Origin of the sequence: Euzebya tangerina (assembly GCF_003074135.1) — a bacterium.
GTDB classification, from domain to species: Bacteria; Actinomycetota; Nitriliruptoria; order Euzebyales; family Euzebyaceae; genus Euzebya; species Euzebya tangerina.
Genome location: NZ_PPDK01000001.1, coordinates 532,391 through 549,042, shown reverse-complemented (window position 1 = coordinate 549,042; position 16,652 = coordinate 532,391). Strand labels below are relative to the sequence as shown.

19 protein-coding genes are annotated in these 16,652 nt (G+C 68.7%); 12 read left to right on the top strand and 7 right to left on the bottom strand.

What is annotated here, in order from left to right; translation table 11 throughout:
• Window positions 1-6: 6 nt before the first annotated feature.
• The 3 genes from C1746_RS02645 to zwf are packed head-to-tail and all read right to left on the bottom strand — an operon-like array spanning window position 7 to window position 2,548.
• Window positions 7-366: a DsrE family protein gene (locus tag C1746_RS02645; protein ID WP_116713147.1), complete on the bottom strand. Its 360-nt coding sequence runs from the start codon at window positions 364-366 to the stop codon at window positions 7-9.
• Entirely contained in the window at window positions 363-1,073 is a 711-nt protein-coding gene (gene pgl, locus C1746_RS02640; RefSeq protein ID WP_116713146.1) for a 6-phosphogluconolactonase, read from the bottom strand. The genes C1746_RS02645 and pgl overlap by 4 nt, the downstream gene beginning before the upstream one ends.
• Window positions 1,070-2,548, bottom strand: a complete 1,479-nt coding sequence (gene zwf, locus C1746_RS02635; protein WP_116713145.1) for a glucose-6-phosphate dehydrogenase — start codon at window positions 2,546-2,548, stop codon at window positions 1,070-1,072. Before zwf ends, pgl begins: the two co-directional genes overlap by 4 nt.
• 410 nt (window positions 2,549-2,958) lie before the next feature.
• Between zwf and ygfZ the strand changes: the two genes are divergently transcribed.
• On the top strand, window positions 2,959-3,864 hold the full coding sequence (gene ygfZ, locus C1746_RS02630) for a CAF17-like 4Fe-4S cluster assembly/insertion protein YgfZ (protein ID WP_162867297.1): 906 nt from the start codon (window positions 2,959-2,961) through the stop codon (window positions 3,862-3,864).
• A gap of 142 nt (window positions 3,865-4,006) precedes the next feature.
• On the opposite strand, the gene C1746_RS02625 is transcribed toward ygfZ, so the two are convergent.
• Together C1746_RS02625 and bcp are read right to left on the bottom strand one after the other, a co-directional pair.
• A complete protein-coding gene (locus tag C1746_RS02625) occupies window positions 4,007-5,674 on the bottom strand; it encodes an EAL domain-containing protein (protein ID WP_116713143.1) in 1,668 nt (555 codons plus the stop codon).
• Between the two features lie 6 nt (window positions 5,675-5,680).
• Window positions 5,681-6,148 carry a thioredoxin-dependent thiol peroxidase gene (gene bcp / locus C1746_RS02620; protein WP_205711664.1) on the bottom strand — a complete coding sequence of 156 codons (468 nt, stop codon included), beginning with the start codon at window positions 6,146-6,148 and terminating at the stop codon, window positions 5,681-5,683.
• A gap of 53 nt (window positions 6,149-6,201) precedes the next feature.
• Here bcp and C1746_RS02615 point away from each other — a divergent pair, with 53 nt between their 5' ends.
• From C1746_RS02615 to C1746_RS02575, 10 genes are all read left to right on the top strand, one after another.
• Window positions 6,202-6,714: an inorganic diphosphatase gene (locus C1746_RS02615; protein ID WP_116713141.1), complete on the top strand. Its 513-nt coding sequence runs from the start codon at window positions 6,202-6,204 to the stop codon at window positions 6,712-6,714.
• Between the two features lie 97 nt (window positions 6,715-6,811).
• The gene (locus tag C1746_RS02610) at window positions 6,812-8,002 is read left to right on the top strand and encodes a M23 family metallopeptidase (protein ID WP_116713140.1); all 1,191 of its coding nucleotides are present in this window, start codon (window positions 6,812-6,814) and stop codon (window positions 8,000-8,002) included.
• A gap of 13 nt (window positions 8,003-8,015) precedes the next feature.
• Window positions 8,016-8,570: an RsiG family protein gene (locus tag C1746_RS21850; RefSeq protein WP_162867296.1), complete on the top strand. Its 555-nt coding sequence runs from the start codon at window positions 8,016-8,018 to the stop codon at window positions 8,568-8,570.
• Between the two features lie 7 nt (window positions 8,571-8,577).
• Window positions 8,578-9,558 carry an asparaginase gene (locus tag C1746_RS02605; RefSeq protein WP_162867295.1) on the top strand — a complete coding sequence of 327 codons (981 nt, stop codon included), beginning with the start codon at window positions 8,578-8,580 and terminating at the stop codon, window positions 9,556-9,558.
• Window positions 9,559-9,655: 97 nt separating this feature from the next.
• A complete protein-coding gene (locus C1746_RS02600) occupies window positions 9,656-10,144 on the top strand; it encodes a helix-turn-helix domain-containing protein (protein ID WP_116713138.1) in 489 nt (162 codons plus the stop codon).
• A 124-nt stretch (window positions 10,145-10,268) separates the two neighbouring features.
• Window positions 10,269-10,784: a hypothetical protein gene (locus C1746_RS02595; RefSeq protein ID WP_116713137.1), complete on the top strand. Its 516-nt coding sequence runs from the start codon at window positions 10,269-10,271 to the stop codon at window positions 10,782-10,784.
• A gap of 150 nt (window positions 10,785-10,934) precedes the next feature.
• A complete protein-coding gene (locus C1746_RS02590) occupies window positions 10,935-12,239 on the top strand; it encodes a glycosyltransferase (protein WP_116713136.1) in 1,305 nt (434 codons plus the stop codon).
• Window positions 12,236-12,709 carry a type III secretion system chaperone family protein gene (locus C1746_RS02585; RefSeq protein ID WP_162867294.1) on the top strand — a complete coding sequence of 158 codons (474 nt, stop codon included), beginning with the start codon at window positions 12,236-12,238 and terminating at the stop codon, window positions 12,707-12,709. The genes C1746_RS02590 and C1746_RS02585 overlap by 4 nt, the downstream gene beginning before the upstream one ends.
• 17 nt (window positions 12,710-12,726) lie before the next feature.
• Window positions 12,727-13,560 carry a pyrroline-5-carboxylate reductase gene (gene proC / locus C1746_RS02580; protein ID WP_116713134.1) on the top strand — a complete coding sequence of 278 codons (834 nt, stop codon included), beginning with the start codon at window positions 12,727-12,729 and terminating at the stop codon, window positions 13,558-13,560.
• 142 nt (window positions 13,561-13,702) lie between these two features.
• On the top strand, window positions 13,703-13,999 hold the full coding sequence (locus C1746_RS02575) for a hypothetical protein (RefSeq protein WP_116713133.1): 297 nt from the start codon (window positions 13,703-13,705) through the stop codon (window positions 13,997-13,999).
• Window positions 14,000-14,216: 217 nt separating this feature from the next.
• Here the strand turns inward: C1746_RS02575 and C1746_RS02570 are convergent, their stop codons facing one another.
• Together C1746_RS02570 and C1746_RS02565 are read right to left on the bottom strand one after the other, a co-directional pair.
• A complete protein-coding gene (locus C1746_RS02570) occupies window positions 14,217-14,681 on the bottom strand; it encodes a PPOX class F420-dependent oxidoreductase (RefSeq protein WP_116713132.1) in 465 nt (154 codons plus the stop codon).
• 28 nt (window positions 14,682-14,709) lie between these two features.
• Window positions 14,710-15,429: a 2-phosphosulfolactate phosphatase gene (locus tag C1746_RS02565; RefSeq protein ID WP_162867293.1), complete on the bottom strand. Its 720-nt coding sequence runs from the start codon at window positions 15,427-15,429 to the stop codon at window positions 14,710-14,712.
• Window positions 15,430-15,468: 39 nt separating this feature from the next.
• Between C1746_RS02565 and C1746_RS02560 the strand changes: the two genes are divergently transcribed.
• Window positions 15,469-16,647 carry an acetoin utilization protein AcuC gene (locus C1746_RS02560; RefSeq protein ID WP_116713130.1) on the top strand — a complete coding sequence of 393 codons (1,179 nt, stop codon included), beginning with the start codon at window positions 15,469-15,471 and terminating at the stop codon, window positions 16,645-16,647.
• The last annotated feature ends 5 nt before the right edge of the window (window positions 16,648-16,652 follow it).

The following is a 16,652-nucleotide window of genomic DNA, read 5'->3' as shown; positions in this document are numbered from 1 at the left end:
AACCTCTCAGTACACCAGGGCCGTGGCGTCTTCCGAAGTCGCGAGCTCGACGAAAAGGGCCGAACCACCCATGACCGTGCCCTCGCGGAAGTCCTCGGGTTCCAGACCCCGCCTGGCGGCACACGGCGTGCAGACGACCACCTGCCCGGCGCCGTACACTGCCTCCAGCAGATCCGCGATCGGTGGCGCGTGCGGAACCTCGAGGTCGGGCGGCTCGGGCAGGCCGAGGTTCACGGCGTCGACGGCCAGGAAGAGGTGGACGTCCAGTCCGCTCGCGACGCCGACGGCGGCCACGTTGCACGCCAGGTTCGCTCGCTCGGGATCGTCCAGCCCGTGCGTGGCCTTGATGACAAGGATCTTGCTCATGATCGTCCTCCTGCAGCCTCGTCCATCACGAGGTGCACGTCGCGCGCCTGACGGATGAGTGATCCCGGGATGCTCGGATCCTCCGCCAGCAGCTGTGCCACGGCGTGTGCCTTCCCGCCGCCGACGACCTGCCACACGATCGTCGCCGCAGCGTTGATCGTCGGGGCGGTCAGGGTCATGCGGCGGCGGCCCTGGTAGGGCTCGGTCATCGCGACACTCGGCGCGTCCGAACCAGTGAGGTCCAGGACGGGGTCGCCGGGGACCAACGACGCGGTGTGCCCGTCATCACCGAGGCCGAGGTGCACGACGTCCAGACGGCCCAGCTGGCGCAGCTCATCCGCGTAAGAGGCGACGAGAACGTCCCAATCACCCGCCGAGCCGGCGGCCGCACCCTCCCGTGTCGTCGGCATCGGATGTCCGACAGCACCGGTGACACCGACCAGTCCCTCCTCGATCGCCACCCAGTTGCGATCCGGGTGGTCAGCAGGTGCGACCCGCTCGTCGACCTGGACCACGTGGACCGCGCGCCACTGGAGGTCATAGGTCGCCAGCATCCGGTACAGCGGCTTGGGGGTCGACCCACCGCTCAGCGCCAACGTCGCGGTGCCGCGGGCAACCAGCGCCCGTCCCAGCCGATCCGCGATCAGATCCGCGCACGCGCGCGTCACGCCATCCGGCTGTGCCTCCACCTGGCGCTCGAGGCTCATGACTCCCCACCCCCCTCGGGCAGGTGCCACCCCCGGGGGGCGATCAGATCCATCGCGGCCTGGGGCCCCCACGACCCGTCCTCGTAGGGATGGCAGTCCGGCGACTCCTCCAGGATGGGTGCCACCAGGTCCCAGGTCCGCCCGATGCCGTCGGCCCTGGTGAACAGGGTGCGGTCACCCAGCAGCGCGTCGTGCAGCAGTCGTTCGTAGGCATCCAGTCGGGTGCCCTCCTCCACCGCCGGCCCGCTGAAGAACGACTGCTCGTAGGAGAATCGCATCGAAGCGGGACCCAGGTCCATCCGGGGACCGGGCTTCTTCGCCAGGAAGGAGATGGAGAAGCCGGGGTCTCCGGACATGTCCAGCGTCAGGTGGTTCAGGCCGTCGGACACGAACGACCCGTTGCCCCCTGCCTTCGCCGCGAACATCTGGCGCGGCGGACGCTTGAAGGCCAACGTGACCGTCTGGTGCTTGGCAGCCATCTGCTTGCCCGTTCGCATGAAGATCGGTACGCCGGCCCACCGCCAGTTGTCGATCTCGACCTTCGCGGCCACGAAGGTCTCGGTGCAGGAGTCCGGCGCCACGCCGTCCTCGGAGCGGTACGACTCGTACTGGCCGTACACCACGTCGCTCGGCCGTAGCGGGGTCATCGACTGGAAGACCTTGGACTTCTCATCCATCAGGTCGTCGGACTCCAGGCTCACCGGTGGCTCGAGAGCGACGACGCTCAGCACCTGGAACAGATGGGTGACGATCATGTCGCGCATGGCCCCGGTCTCCTCGTAGAAGTCGGCGCGCGTCCCGATCCCGATCGACTCGGGTACGTCGATCTGGATGTGGTCGATGTGCTGACGGTTCCACACCGGCTCGAACATGCCGTTGGCGAACCGCAAGGCCAACACGTTCTGCAGCGCCTCCTTCCCGAGGAAGTGGTCGATCCGGTAGACCTGCGACTCGTCGAGTACGGCGTGCACGGTCTCGTCCAGTTCGGCGAAGGAGGCCGGGTCGACGCCGAACGGCTTCTCGAAGACGACACGGGCTCGCTCGTCCAGGCCGCCCTCGCCCAGCCCCTGGGTGATCGGGCCGAAGACCGCAGGCGGGATGGCCAGGTAGAACAGCCGATTCGGCTCGCCGCCGATGGCCTCCTCGGCCCCGGAGATCGCGGCCACCAGGGTCTCGGTGTCGCCGGGTCCGAATCCCCCGCCACGGTAGGTCAGGTTCGCGGCGAAGGACGCAAACGCCTCCTCCTGCTCGGGGGACACGCCGCGACCGAACTCCTCGATCCCGTCCCGCGCGAGCTCGGCGAAGGCCTCATCGGAGATGCCGGTCCGGGAGGTGCCGATCAGCCGCCACCGCTCCGGCATCAGCCCGGTCAGGTACAGATCCCAGAACGCGGGCATGAGCTTACGGCGGGACAGGTCTCCGCTGCCCCCGAACACCACGATCACGGCGTCGTCGGGAACCACCTGGGTGCTCATTCACTGCCCTCTTCTCGGTTGACGTCGGGGGTGGGACCGGAGGCCTGCGCGGACACAACACCGCCCGGACCGACAGTAGTCGATCCGGGCGGTGCTCATTTCGTATTGGCATCCACGCCCATGAGTCATGTCGCCGGACCCCTCCGGATTGCCGGCGGGTCCGCAGGCGGGTGTGACCAGTTCCGCAAACGTTCGTGGGCGGGTGATAGAGCGTGGATTCGCATCAGGCGTCAGCTGGAGGTTCCAGCCGCAATCGGCACTGGATGCGCATGTACCGATGACGCCTAGCGGCGCATCACCTCGACGGTCACACAATGATCAGCAATCATTGAGACGGACCACCTCCTTTCGGTCGTGTGCCGATGATTCTAGCCAGCCCGTCCACTGGACGGGCCGCATACGGTGGGCTCATGACCCTCCTGATCAGCACCCCTGGTGTCTATTCGCGTCCGGACGGCATCGTCGGGGTCAGCGGCCCCGATCGAATCCCCTATCTGCACTCGTTGCTGAGCCAGGACTTCGAGAACGCGGCGATCGGGACGGTTGCGGAGTTCCTCTACCTGGACGGCAAGGGCGACCACCTGGCCAGTGGAACCGCGGTGGTCCACGCCGAGGCCGTGTACCTGATCGTGCCCGCATCGTTGGCTGCCGACGTCGCCGAGCGGTTGGACCGCTTCCGCTTCATGATGCAGTGCGAGGTGACTGATCTGTCAGGTGACTGGGCGGTCGCGAGCGTGCGTGGCCCCGGTCAGGTCGAGGCCCCGGGAGCCCCCTCGCGGCCCATGACCGCAGCACCCCACGCACCCGGCATCGTGCTGCGGGACCGCGACGGCGGTGTGGACCTGGTCGGGCCGACGGAGTGGGTGACCGCGCGAGTCGCCGAGCTGGACCTTCCCGCCGCCAGCGCGGAGGACTGGGACCGCTGGCGGATCAGCGCTGCCCGTCCTGCCTGGGGCAGTGAGATCGGGCCCGGCCGTCGCAGCCAGGAGCTCGGCCTGCTGCCCACGCACGTGCACCTCAAGAAGGGGTGCTACCCCGGGCAGGAGTCGATCGCCAAGATCCACAACCTGGGTCGTCCCCGCCGTGCCCTGGCGCTGCTCGAGTCCGACGCACCCCTGGCCGTCGGCGCCGCCTTGGGGGAGGGACGCCGGCCCGGTGAGGTCACCAGCGCCGCGGCCACCGAGGACGGGCGCACGATCGCCCTGGGTCTGGTGCCCTTCACCGACGGGGCACTGCCCGCGACCGTCGCGACACCCGCCGGGCAGGCCACCGTGGTCAAGGCCGTCGGGGCGGGACTTTCCCAGCCCGGCGCCTGAATGGGGACCTCAGCGCCGATGCGCTGACGCATGCGCGGGTTGACCCGCTCACACCGGGCGAACTCACGCATGCGTACACCCACTCCACGGACGGGCCGAACCCTTCCGACGCAACGAGGGCCACACCGGCCTCCTACCCCACCTACCCCACCCGTTCGGGGTGGCCACCGTCCCCGATGACGTCTTCCACCGTCAGCGCGGTCGCGAACAGGAATCCCTGCAGCAGGTGGACGCCGATCTCCGCTGCCACGTCGGCCTGTTCGCCGGTCTCGATGCCCTCCGCGATGACCGTCATGTCGAGTGCTCGACAGACCTCGACCGTTGCCCGGATGATCGCGCTGGATCGTCGGTCGGTGGTGAGCTTGCGCGAGAAGGAGCCGTCCAACTTCACGATGGAGACGGGCAGGTCCTGCAGTCGCGACAGCGAGGATTCCCCGACACCGAAGTCGTCGATGGCGATGATGAAGCCGGCCGCCCGCAGGTCCCGCAGGATGCGGATGGCATTCAATCCGTCATCGATGACCGCTGTCTCGGTGATCTCGAGCGTCACGTGGCCGGGGTCCAGGTCCGACGCCTCGATCGCGGCGGTCAGCTCTGACACCAGCAGGGGCTTGCGCAGGTTGATCGGTGAGAGGTTGACCGACACGTCGGCGTCGATGCCGGCCGCGCGCCACTCCGTGCACCCGGTGATCGCTCCCCGCATCACGATGTCGAGCATCGGGTCGATCAAGCCGGTGCGCTCGGCCAGGGGCACGAACTCGGACGGCGCGACCGGCCCCACCTTGGGATCCTCCCACCGGGCCAGCGCCTCAGCCTTCGCCAGCTCACCGAGCGGGGTGACGATCGGTTGGAAGGCCACGCCGAATTTCCGCGCGGCCGGCGCCTCCAGCGCATCGGACAGCGCCGCTGCCACGAGCAGCCGTCGTCGGACCTCGGTCGGGTTGGTGATCGTGTGCCGCTCCACGCCCGTGTTGAGGCGGGAGGCGTTCTGGGCGGCGACGGTCGCCCGTCGCATCAGCACGTCGGGGTCCTCCTGCCCCTGCGCGATCCCGACCGACGAGGCCAGGCGGAACTCCACACCGTCGACGGCCATCGGCCGGGCCAGACTGCTGCGGATCGACCGCGCCAAGTGGTGAGCGGGAAGGAACGGGCGCGTCATCATCGCCACGCACAGCCGATCGTCGGCCAGTGAACCCACCGGCCAGTCCGCAGCCACATCACGAACCCGGCTGGTCGCAGCAGCCACGACCATCGGGGTGCGGTCATCACCCAGGACGGTCTGGATGTCGCGCATGCCGTCCAGTTCGATCACCAGGACGGCCGGATCCCCCTCCTTCGTCTCCATCATCGTGCGTGTCTGCTCGATGAAGAGCTCCGGCCCCGTCACCGCACCGTCGCCCGCAGGTCCACGCCGGACCGGCAGATCGGGTCCCTTCCCGGACGTCTCGGGCCGGCGGCGAAGCAGTGAGGGATCCGCGGTGGCCTCGGCGATGATCGACTCGAACTCGTCGTCCGGGGACGCCGTGGGCCGCTCGTCGGCGATCGACGTTGCGGGGGGTGGCGGCTGCGCGGCTGCTGAGGCGTCGGGAGGTGGCTGCTCCGCTGTCGACCCGCCACCTCCGGTCGCCGTGGGGCCCTGGACCTCGCCTGGACGGCCCTCACGTACACGGACCTCGCGTTGACGTCGAGCCGCGTCGATCGCAACCGCCACGAACGCCAGCCCGAGCAGTCCGAGCCCCAGCCACTGTTCCTGCTGGACCAGGATCAGTCCGACGGGGACCAGCAGCAGCAGACCGAGCAGTTGCAGCATCAGGCGTTAGAGCAACGCGTCGATCGCCTTGAGGGCACGCTCGGCGTGGCTCTTCGCCTGGGCACGCTTCCACACCTTGACCACAACTCCCTCACGATCCAGCAGGACGCTGGAGCGGATCACGCCGACCGAGGTCTTGCCGTACAGCACCTTCTCTCCCCAGGCACCGTACTCCTCCATCACCGCGTGGTCGGGATCAGCCAGCAAGGTGTGGGGCAGGTCGTGGTTGTCGCAGAATTCGCGGTGGGACGCCACATCGTCGGGTGAGACCCCCAGCACGATGACACCACGTTCGGTGAACGCCTCCCACTCGTCCCGAATCCCACGTGCCTGCGTGGTGCACCCTGGTGTCTCGTCCTTGGGATAGAAGTAGATCAGGACCGGTGACCCCTTCAGCGAGGACAGGCGCAGCGGCTGGCCGTCTTGGTCGTCGAGCGTGAAATCCGGGGCGGACTGTCCTTCGGTGATGTTCACTAGCAACTCCTGTTGATCCCCTACCAAGCCAGGGACTGTGGTGTGGAGGCCCCATGACCGTCGAGGTGTTCGTCGAGATTCCCAAGGGCTCTCACAACAAGTACGAGTGGGACCATCATGCCGGAGGGTTCCGGCTTGATCGCGTCCTTTTCTCCGCCGTGCACTACCCGGGTGAGTACGGCTTCATCCCGGGAACGTGGTCCGGCGACGACGACCCCCTCGATGCGCTGGTGTTGCTGGGCGACCCCACGTTCCCGGGGTGCACGATAACCGCCCGTGTGGTCGGGGTCTTCCACATGGCCGACGACAAGGGCGAGGACGCGAAGATCCTCTCCGTCGCTGCCGGGGACCCGCGCTGGGAGCAGGTGGAGGACATCGGCGACGTGCCGCCACACGTGCTGAAGGAGGTCGAGCACTTCTTCAGCGTCTACAAGGACCTGGAGCGCAAGTCCGTCCGCACCGACGGCTTCCGGGATCGTGCCGCCGCGCTGCAGCAGATCGAGGAGGACCGGGCGCGCTTCGACCAACTGGAGTCCAAGCCGCGGATGCCGGGGGACCGGGACTGACTAGCCCCTCCGAAGGGTTCGGCGTAACCGGTCTCAAGTCCGACCGGGTCGGGCCGATACACCTGTCGTGCCCGCATCCCGCCGTTTCCTGCGCTGCATGCTGATGACTGCCCTGGTCATCAGCACGCTGGCGCTGCCCGCCCCGCTTGCTGCCCAGCAGCCCGCCATCTCCACATCGCAGGACGACGGCACGGTCAGCCCGGGTGCCCTGACGCCGGAGGAGCAGGCACGGATCGCCCAGGCACAGGCCCTGGTGGACCAGACGATGGCCCAACGCGAAGCCATCACCGTTCGGCTGGACAGCCTGGCCCGCGACTTCGAGGACGCGCGAGCCCACTCGGAGCGCCTGGCGCTCGAGTTGGCCCAGGCCGACGGCCTGATCGACCGGGCCGAGCAGGACGCCCAGGCCGCGGTCGATGCGCAGCGGAACCAGATCCGCTCGGCGTACATGCAGCCGGGCATGGACCTGGCCCGCGTCTCCGGAGCGTTCCTCCTCGCGCCCGACGCGAGCAGTGCCCTCCACTCCACCGCCGTCATGCAGCGCGTCGCCGCCAACCGCGCCGACACCGCCGAAGCGGTCCTCCGCGGGGGCCAGCAGGTCGTGAGCGATGTCGGCACGACCCGTGGGATCGCCAACGGGACGGCAGCTGCGATGGCAGACCTCGAGGACCTCTCCGACTCGTTCAACGCCGCCCTCGATGATGCGTCGGTCCAGGTCGAGCAGGCCGAGGCCATGCTGGCGGCCGCCGAGGTGGATGCGCAGGACGCCGCCGAAGCCCGGGCCGACGCTGCGGCCGCCGCAGCCGCCGTGAGCAACGCGGGTGCTGCTCCGCTGATCGGTGTCACCGGCACCTCGCCGGTTCGCCAGGCCACGATCAACGGCGGGACGCAGTGGATGACCTGCCCGCTCGGTCAGCCGAACGGGTTCATCGACTCATGGGGATTCCCCCGCTCCGGCGGGCGCAGCCACCAGGGGACCGACATGTTCGCGGCCTACGGTATGCCGCTGTACGCCGCAGCCGACGCGACGGTCGGACGGATCACCAATGGCGGTCTCGGCGGACTGGCGGTCCGCATCACCGACGACCTCGGCAACCGCTACTACTACGCCCACCTGTCCGCCACGTACGTGACCGAGGGACAACGCGTCAGCGTCGGCGAGCTCATCGGGGCCAACGGCAACAGCGGCAACGCACGAACCACACCCCCGCACCTCCACATCCAGTTCCACCCCGGCGGTGGCGGGCCGGTGAACCCCTACCCCCTGATGGCGGCCCTGTGCCGGTAGACTCCAGCCGGAGATGAGTGAACCCAAGCCATATAGGCGCCGGATCGATCGAGTCGTCGCTGACGACTACCTCGACGGGATGGCAGACCTTGCACCGGCCGAGCTCCGGGTGATGCGAGACGAGTGCCGCGAAGAGGAGGCACGGCTCTCCTACGCTCGCCGTCTGCTGCACGGACAGCTCGACATCGCCAAGGCCGAGCTGGGACGCCGCGACAGCGGCGAGGTGCAGTCGCTGATGGAGGACCTGGGGGACATCCTGGCCGACCGTCCTCGCGGAACCTCCAGCCGCTCGGTCGGGAACGCCGGCATCTACACCCCGTCCGGCCCGATCGGTCGTCGTCGTGGGGATGCCGTCCTCGAAGAGATGCCCCTGGGCCGGCTGCCCGACCTGTCGGATGCCGAACTGGTCTCGGTCGTCCGCCGGCTGGCTGATGAGGAGGCCGCAATCTCGTCGATGCGGCAGAAGGTCCTCGAGAACCTCGACACGTTGCAGGCCGAGCTCATCGGCCGCTATCGCGAGGGCGCCGCGTCGGTCGACCAGGTGCTGCCGCCGAGCACGACCGCCTGAGGCGGCCATGTCGATCGGGGACGGCGAGCCCAGCGTGGCCGTCACCCGTGACGGCGTGACGGAGTCGTTGCACCGGGCCCACGTGGCGTTGGTCAGTGGCAGTCGAGCGGTCTCGATCATGGGCAGCAGCGAGACGGTGACCTACCCGCGCTCGTCACTGAAGCCCTTCCAGGCGCTGGCGACCGCCGAGCTGCTGGCCAAGGCCGGGCTGCGCATGACGACCGAGCAGACGGCGTTGGCATGCGCCAGCCACACGGGCTCCGACACGCATCAGATCGAGGCGGCCTCGATGCTCGCCGAAGCCGACGTGGACGAGTCGGCGTTGCGGTGCCCGCCGGCCTGGCCGGCCGACGACCGCGTCCGCCAGACGCTTGCGGCCAAGACCTCGCTGTCGCACAACTGCTCCGGCAAGCATGCATCCATGATCTGGGGCTCCGTGGCCGCTGGGCTCGATCCGGACCAGTACCTGGCGGCCCACGGGGAGTTCCAGCAGCACGTCGCTCGACGGGTCGCCGACGTCCTCGGGGAGGCCCTTCAGGGGCCGGGGGTCGACGGGTGCGGGGCGCCCGCGTGGCGCTGCTCTCTTGCCGCCCTGGCGCGCGGGTTCGCGACCCTGTCAGCGGGTGCGGATCGCGAGACCGCTGAGGTGCGGGACGCCATGACGACGCGCCCGGAGCTCGTCGGTGGCGGAGACCTGCCGGACACCGCCATGATGGTGGCCGACGAGCGGGTGGTCGCCAAGCGGGGAGCTGACGGGGTGATGGCCTGCGGGTTCCGGGTGTCCGGCGCCAGCAGCATCGGTGTTGCCGTGAAGATCGAGGACGGCAGCGATCGTGCGGCGGGCCCGCTGGCGGCAGCCGTTCTGCACGCGCTGGGTGCAGTTGTCCCGACCGACGTCCTGCGAGTCCCCGTCCTGGGTGGTGGCGTTCCGCACGGACAGATCGCGGCCGTCTCCGACGTCGCGGAGCGCGTTCACGCCGCTGCATAGGACCTCTTCGGCGCTAACTATTGCACGCAGTGCTTGCAACTGCTAGCGTATCATTCATCGAAGCAAACAGTGACCCGGGAGAAGGAGGCACCCACGGATGGTCGGTCCGAAGAAGGCGATAGATGCCGCGATCGAAACCGTCGGTGAGGTCGCCGACGCCGCCGAGTCAACTGTTCGAGACGCCACGACCGAGGCTGAACGACGGGTCCACGAACTCGGTGCGTTCATCCGCGAGCAACGCGTGAACGCCAAGCTCTCGGGTCGAAACCTGGCCAAGCGAGCCGGCGTCAGCAACCCCTACCTCTCCCAGATCGAGCGCGGGCTGCGCAAGCCCTCCGCCGAGATCCTCCAGTCCATCGCGAAGGCGCTGCGCATCAGCGCGGAGACCCTCTACGTCAAGGCCGGGATCCTCGAAGAGCGCGACAGCGATGTCGTCGCCGCCATCACCGCCGACCCCGACCTCCTCGAACGGCACAAGCGTTCCCTCCTCGACATCTACCGGTCCTTCCTGGCCGAAACCGTCGTCGAGCCGCAGACCCAAGAACCGGCCGACAGCGCCGCATCAGACGCTGCCAGCGCCAAGTAAGCCCCCAGTTTCCCCACTTGGCCAGGGGGGCGACGTCGTACCGTGCTCCGCCCTCCAGCGGTCCGTCGTCCCTCTGGCCATCTACCTAACCCCGATCCACCCCTTCCGTCAAGGAGAACCCATCATGGCAACCACAACCAAGAAGACGTCCACCACCAAGACCGCCTCCGACGAGACCTTCTTCCTGTCCGTCGGCTCCTTCGAGCTCAGCGCCGAGGACGTCAAGACCCTCGTCACCGACTCGGCCTACGCCTACGTCGGCGCCGGTGACCTGGCCGTCTCCGTCGTCCGGGACCTGCCCGGCCGGCTGGAGTCGCTGCGCAAGGACCAGGCCGCTCTGGTGAAGGACGCCCCCGCGAAGGCGCAGACCTTCGTGAAGGACGCCCCCTCGAAGCTGCAGGCCGAGATCAACGCGCAACTCGACTCCGTTCGTGGCGAGGTCGACACTTACGCCACCCGCGGCCGCAAGCTGGTCGACGGCGTCACCGAGGCCCCCGCCACCAAGCGGGTCCTGGACCAGACCGAGGCCGCACGGACCCAGGTCAAGGGCGCAGTCACCAGCGTCCGCAAGGTCGTGGAGCAGGGTCGCGAGGCCGCGCAGAAGGCCGTCGGCACAATCGGCAGCCGCCGCGCCGCCTAGTTCTCTCACCACCACTTCCCCAGATAGCGCACGGCGAGAGCCGGCCGCGCACCAGCGCACAGCCCCGATCGTTCCCGGCTCGACAACCCCCGGCGATCGGGGCTGTGCCATGTCCGCATCCCGCTGCCCGCTACGCTTCGTCTGATCCAGATGGCAGCCTCCCCTCTCCGCCGTGTCGGACTGATCGCAGTCCACACCTCGCCCTTGGCGCAGGCAGGAACAGGAGATGCCGGAGGCCTCAACGTGTACGTCGACAACGTCGCCAGAGGTCTGGTCGCGCGCGGCCTGCACGTCGACGTGTTCACACGTCGCCCATCGGCCGACGTCCCGGAGACCGTCCGGATCCAGGTCCCCGCAGCCCGCGGGACCATCGACGTGCATCACATCGAAGCCGGCCCACTGGACGCCGACAAGACCGAGCTGGCCTCGCACCTCTGCGCCTTCTACCTGGGGCTGGCAGCGCACCCGGTGGCGCGTGAGGCGCAGATCTTCCACGGCCACTACTGGATGAGCGGGTGGGTCGGTGCCCGCGCCCGCCGCAAGCTCGGGACGCCCCTGGTCCAGACGTTCCACACGTTGGGTCGACAGAAGAACGCGACGTTGGCTCCCGGCGATCGTCCCGAACCGGCCCTCCGCCTGGCCGCCGAGAGCCGCATCGCCTACGACGCCGACGCGATCATCGCGCCGACCCCGCAGGAGAGTGCGTTCCTGCGCAGCGAGATGAACGCGCGACGGGTCCACGTCGTCGAGCCCGGCGTCGACACGACGGTGTTCAACGGTCAGGCCGACCGGGGCTGGACCGCCGACCTGCTCAACCCAACCGGTGAGGCAAAGGTGGTCCTCTTCGTCGGGAGGCTGCAGCCACTCAAGGCGCCCGACACCGCGGTCGAGACACTGGCCGCGCTGACCCGCGACGCGCTGCCTGGCGAGCCGCCGGTGCGCCTGGTCATGGTCGGTGGCCCGAGCGGCAATGGCCTGGGAGTCGTGGATCCACCGGCCCTGCTCAGCCTGGCCGAGCAGTTGGGTGTGGTCGACAACATCGCCTTCCTGACGCCACGCGCGCACGAGGAGTTGGCCGCGCTGTACCGCGCTGCCGATGTTGTGTTGATGCCGAGCCACAGCGAGTCGTTCGGGCTGGTGGCCCTCGAAGCCCAGGCCTGCGGGACCCCCGTGGTCGCCACCGACGTCGGAGGGCTGCGGCATGTCCTCGGGCACATCGACGGCGCGCCGGGGGGCGGGACGCTGGTCGCCGACCACCATCCCGACAAGTTCGCCGCCGCGGTCCGCCGATACCTCATGGAGCCCGACTTCGCTGCCGAGGCGGGAGCGGCAGGTGTTCGACGGGCCCAGGCCTTCAGTTGGGATGCCACCGTGGACAAGACGATCGCGGTGTACGAACACCTCCACCAGCGGCACACCACACGGCACCAGATGCCAGCGGGTGAGTGCGCGTGAGCGATCCAGCTGCCGCGGCACGGGCGGCGATCGTCGAGTGGTTTGCCGACCAACCCGGGCTCGAGGTCGAGCGGGCTGGTCAGGACGGCTGGTTCACCGTGCTGGAAGGCCGGAACAAGCGAACGATCCCCATGTATCTCTCCGTCGGGGACCACACCCTCATCGTCGAGTCGCACTTCATGCGAGCTCCGGACGAGAACGCCGAAGCGCTGTACGAGTCGCTGCTGAAGCGGAACCAGCGCACCTACATCCTGCGGTTCTGCGTGTACGACAGCGGCGATGTGATGCTGGTCGGCGTCCTCCCGCTCCCTGCGGTCAGTGTGCAGGAGATCGATCGGCTGGCGGGAGCGCTTCTGGCCACCGCCGACGAGTCCTACAATGCGGCGCTTCGCCTGGGCTTCGCCAGCTACATCGAGCGCGAGCAGTCCTGGCGCGAGAAGGTCGGTCTGGGCCGCAACCCCATCACCTGACCGGGAGGCCGACAGCTATGACCGCACACGAATCAGCATCAACCGGCATCGAGGGCAAGATCGGCATCCTGGGTGCCGGTCGGCTGGGTGAGGCGCTGCTGTCCGGTCTGCTGCGAAGTGGGGCGGCAGAGCCCGACCAGATCCGTGCCACCGTGCGACACGAGGCCAAGGCGGCCGAGCTCTCGGAGCGGCACAACATCGCGGTTTCAACGGACTCCGCCGAGGTCGCCGACTGGGCCGACATCGTCGTGGTGGCTGTCAAACCGCAGAGCCTGGACACGTTGCTGTGGCAGGTCGCGGGGCGCATCCATCCCGGTGAGCCGGTGATCTCCGTCGTGGCCGGTGTGCCAACCACTCGCTTCGAGGAGGCGCTGGGTGAGGTTCCCGTCGTCCGGGTCATGACCAACGTCCCGGTGCTGGTCGATGAGGCCATGAGTGCCATCGCGGCCGGCACCCACGCCAGCGAGAAGGACCTGGGCCTGGCCGAGGACTTCCTCCGGCAGGTCGGCCGGGTCGTCCGCCTGGCCGAGGGTGACCTCGACGCCGTCACCGCGCTGTCCGGCTCGGGCCCCGCCTACTTCTTCCTCCTGGCGGAGGCCATGATCGACGCCGGCATCCTGCTGGGGCTGCCGCGGGACGTCGCGACCGAACTGATCATCCAGACGATGATGGGGAGCGCACTGATGTTGCGCGACACCGGCCGCCACCCGGTGGAGTTGCGCGAGTCGGTCACCTCGCCCGGCGGGACCACGATCGCGGCCGTGCGGGTGTTGGAGGAGCAGCGCGTCCGTGCCGCCTTCCTCAACGCCATAGAGGCCGCCAAGAACCGCTCCGTCGAACTCGGTCGGTGATCGTCCGGCTGGTGGACCCTCGGGAAGTGCGCACTCGCGACAGTTGGTCCAGGGCAACCATGTCGTATTGGGAACGAAGCGTTGTCCAAGGGTGTTGTACGGGTACCGTACGTAACGAAGACGCCCCTGGACAGGAGACCCCATGACCATCAACGCGCCAGTTCGTGATGAGTTGCTGGCCGAGTTCGAGAACGCGTGGCGGGACGGTGCTCCCGTGTTCGGCTGCTGCCGCAAGACCGTTGCGACCGCGCTGGCAGGGGTCGACCCGGTGTCGCTGCTCGCGGAGGACGCCACGACCCGCGTGACCGCCCTGCGTGCCGCCGTTGAAGCGGACATGCCCGGTCACCTGGACGGCCACCGCTGCTGCGTCGGTCACCTCGCCGACCTGGCCTTCGATCTCCCCGACATGATGGGCGACCGGATGGCCTCGACGGCGTAGGCGATCCTCCTAGAGAGCAGCTACGTCTGGCGGCACCCCCGGGGGTGCCGTTCGTCGTTTCCGGGGCCCTAGGCCTCGTGGTGGGGAACCTGGCCTCGTGGTGGGGAACCTGGCCTCGTCGTGGGGAACCTGGCCTCGTCGTGGGGAACCTGGCCTCGTGGTGGGGAACCTGACCTCGTAGCGGGGAACCTGGCCTCGTGGGGGCCGGGTTCGTCCGCTACTGCGACTCGGCGAACTCTGGCGGGACACCGCCGGTGGCGATCGGGCCCCAGTCGGTGATCGTCATCGCCAGGCACACCTTGTCCCGGTCCCGCATGGCCTGCCGGTACTCGTCCCAGTCGTCGTGATGACCGGCGGCACAGCGGTAGTAGTCCACGAGCGCCTCGACCCCCTCCTCGCCGCTGACCACCCGGCCGGTCCCGTAGAGTTGCACCCAGGGACCGTTGAAGTCCTGGCTCAGCACCAGCGCGGAGCAGTCGGGGTTGCGGGCCAGGTTCTTGGTCTTGGCTCGAGTCGGGTAGGAGGCGACCAGCAACTCCCCGGCCTCGTTGACCACGCCGGTGACGGGGGAGATCTGGGGGCGCCCGTCGGACCGGGTGGTGATGAGCGCGAACTTGCGCTTGTCAGCCAGGAACTCCTCCAGGCGCTCGCGGTCGACGGTGGTGTTGGTGGCGATCTCCATGGGGCCTCCAGGGTCGTGGGAGAGCGGGTCAGACGGTCAGACGGTGGAGGGTATGTGCGGTCCCCCGCTCCGTGTGCACGCGACGGACTTCCATGGCGAAGGAGTATCGATCCACGACCTGCACGAACGGCAGGTCCGCCGGAGGGAACAGGTCCGGGTTCCCGGCGCGGAACTTATCGGCCGCACTCGCCATCCCCACCCGTGCGAGGTACGGCATGGGATCGACGACGGCATCGCTGTTCAGCAGACTCGTGATGTACTCGGCGCAGGCTCGGTCCTCGTCTCCGTCGACGTTCTCCCTGACCCCGGTGAGGCAGAACGTGATCGATGCGGCCGCCGCCACCTCCGTCGCCAGAGCTCGAGCTGTCGCACCGGCCACGGCAAAGCTGGCCGTCAGGATCCGATGGGCGCCGACGCTGCGCACGACACCCTGCGTCCCCGAGGAGGACCGGTGGACCAGTGTCCTGCCGGTGACGTCCTCCTGCGCGAGCTCCCAGGGCGAGTTGCCGAAGTCGAAGTCCGGCACCTTGACCGCGTCCACCTCGCCCAGCAGGAGAACCGACGGGTCGGCGGCCCTTCTCGCGTGGGCCTCCTCCACCGTCGACACCACCTCGTACCGCTCAACCCCACCGGCAAGCGCCACTGCAGCCGTCGTGAAGGCGCGCAAGACATCCACGACCACCACCGTTCCGCTGTGCTGGTCCACGTCGAGCAGCGTGCAGGTGCGGATGGTCGGTCTCGTCGTCACGGCCCACATGGTGACATCCGTCGGGGATAGGGTTGAGCGATGACCGCCCCGTCGCACGGAGCCACGGCACTCATCTGGAACGACGAGGAGCTGAAGTACGACTTCGGGCCCGACCATCCGCTGAAACCGATCCGGGTGCAGCTGACCATCGAGCTGATCCGTGAGTGCGGCCTGGACCGGGGGCCGGGGGTGGTGACGCTGGAGCGTGACCCCTTCACGGTGGACCAACTGCTGCAGCTCCACGACGCGGAGTACGTGGAGGTCGTGCGGCAGCTCTCCGCCAACCCGAACCCACGAGGGAACATGCGGTACGGGCTCGGCCCCGGTGACACGCCGGTCTTCGCCGGGATGCACGATGTGTCCATGGAGGTCTGCGGTGCCTCGGTGGCTGCAGCCCGTGCCGTGTGGGAGGGAACCGTCGACCACGCCTTCAACCCGGCTGGTGGCCTTCACCACGCCATGCCAGACCGGGCCGCCGGTTTCTGCGTCTACGACGACCCCGCGGCCGCCATCCGCTGGCTGCTCGACCATGGGGCGGATCGCGTTGCCTACGTGGACGTGGACACCCACCACGGGGATGGTGTCCAGACCTTCTTTTACGACGACCCGCGGGTGCTGACCATCTCACTCCACGAGTCGGGTCGGACCCTCTTCCCGGGCACGGGCTTCCCCAACGAGATCGGCACGGGTGATGCCCGTGGCACCTCACTCAACGTGCCCTTGCCCATCGCCACGGTGGGCTCGGTGTACCTCAGCGCCTTCGACCAGGTGGTCCCGGACGCCCTGAGCGCCTTCGACCCGGATGTGCTGGTGACCCAGTTGGGCTGCGACACCCACATGACCGACCCCCTGGCCCATCTCGCCCTGACCACCGATGACTATCAAGCCCTGGCCAAGCGGCTGCACGAACTGGCGCACGAGCACACGGCAGGTCGCTGGGTGGCCATGGGTGGCGGGGGCTACCAGATCGTCACCGTGGTTCCGCGCGCGTGGACGATCTACTTCGCGGAGCTGACCGGCCAAGACGTCCCCTACGAGCTCCCCTTCACCTACCTCCGACATGTGGAGGAGGAGACGGGTACGCGGAGCCCGCACGAGTTCTTCGAGGGTCAAGCTCAGCTCTCGTCGAACCGCCTGGAGTTGGTCCAACGGGCCACCAAACAGGCGGTGGAGGACCTGAAGGTGGCTGCCTTCGACCACCTCGAGCGCCTGACCTGAGCTCG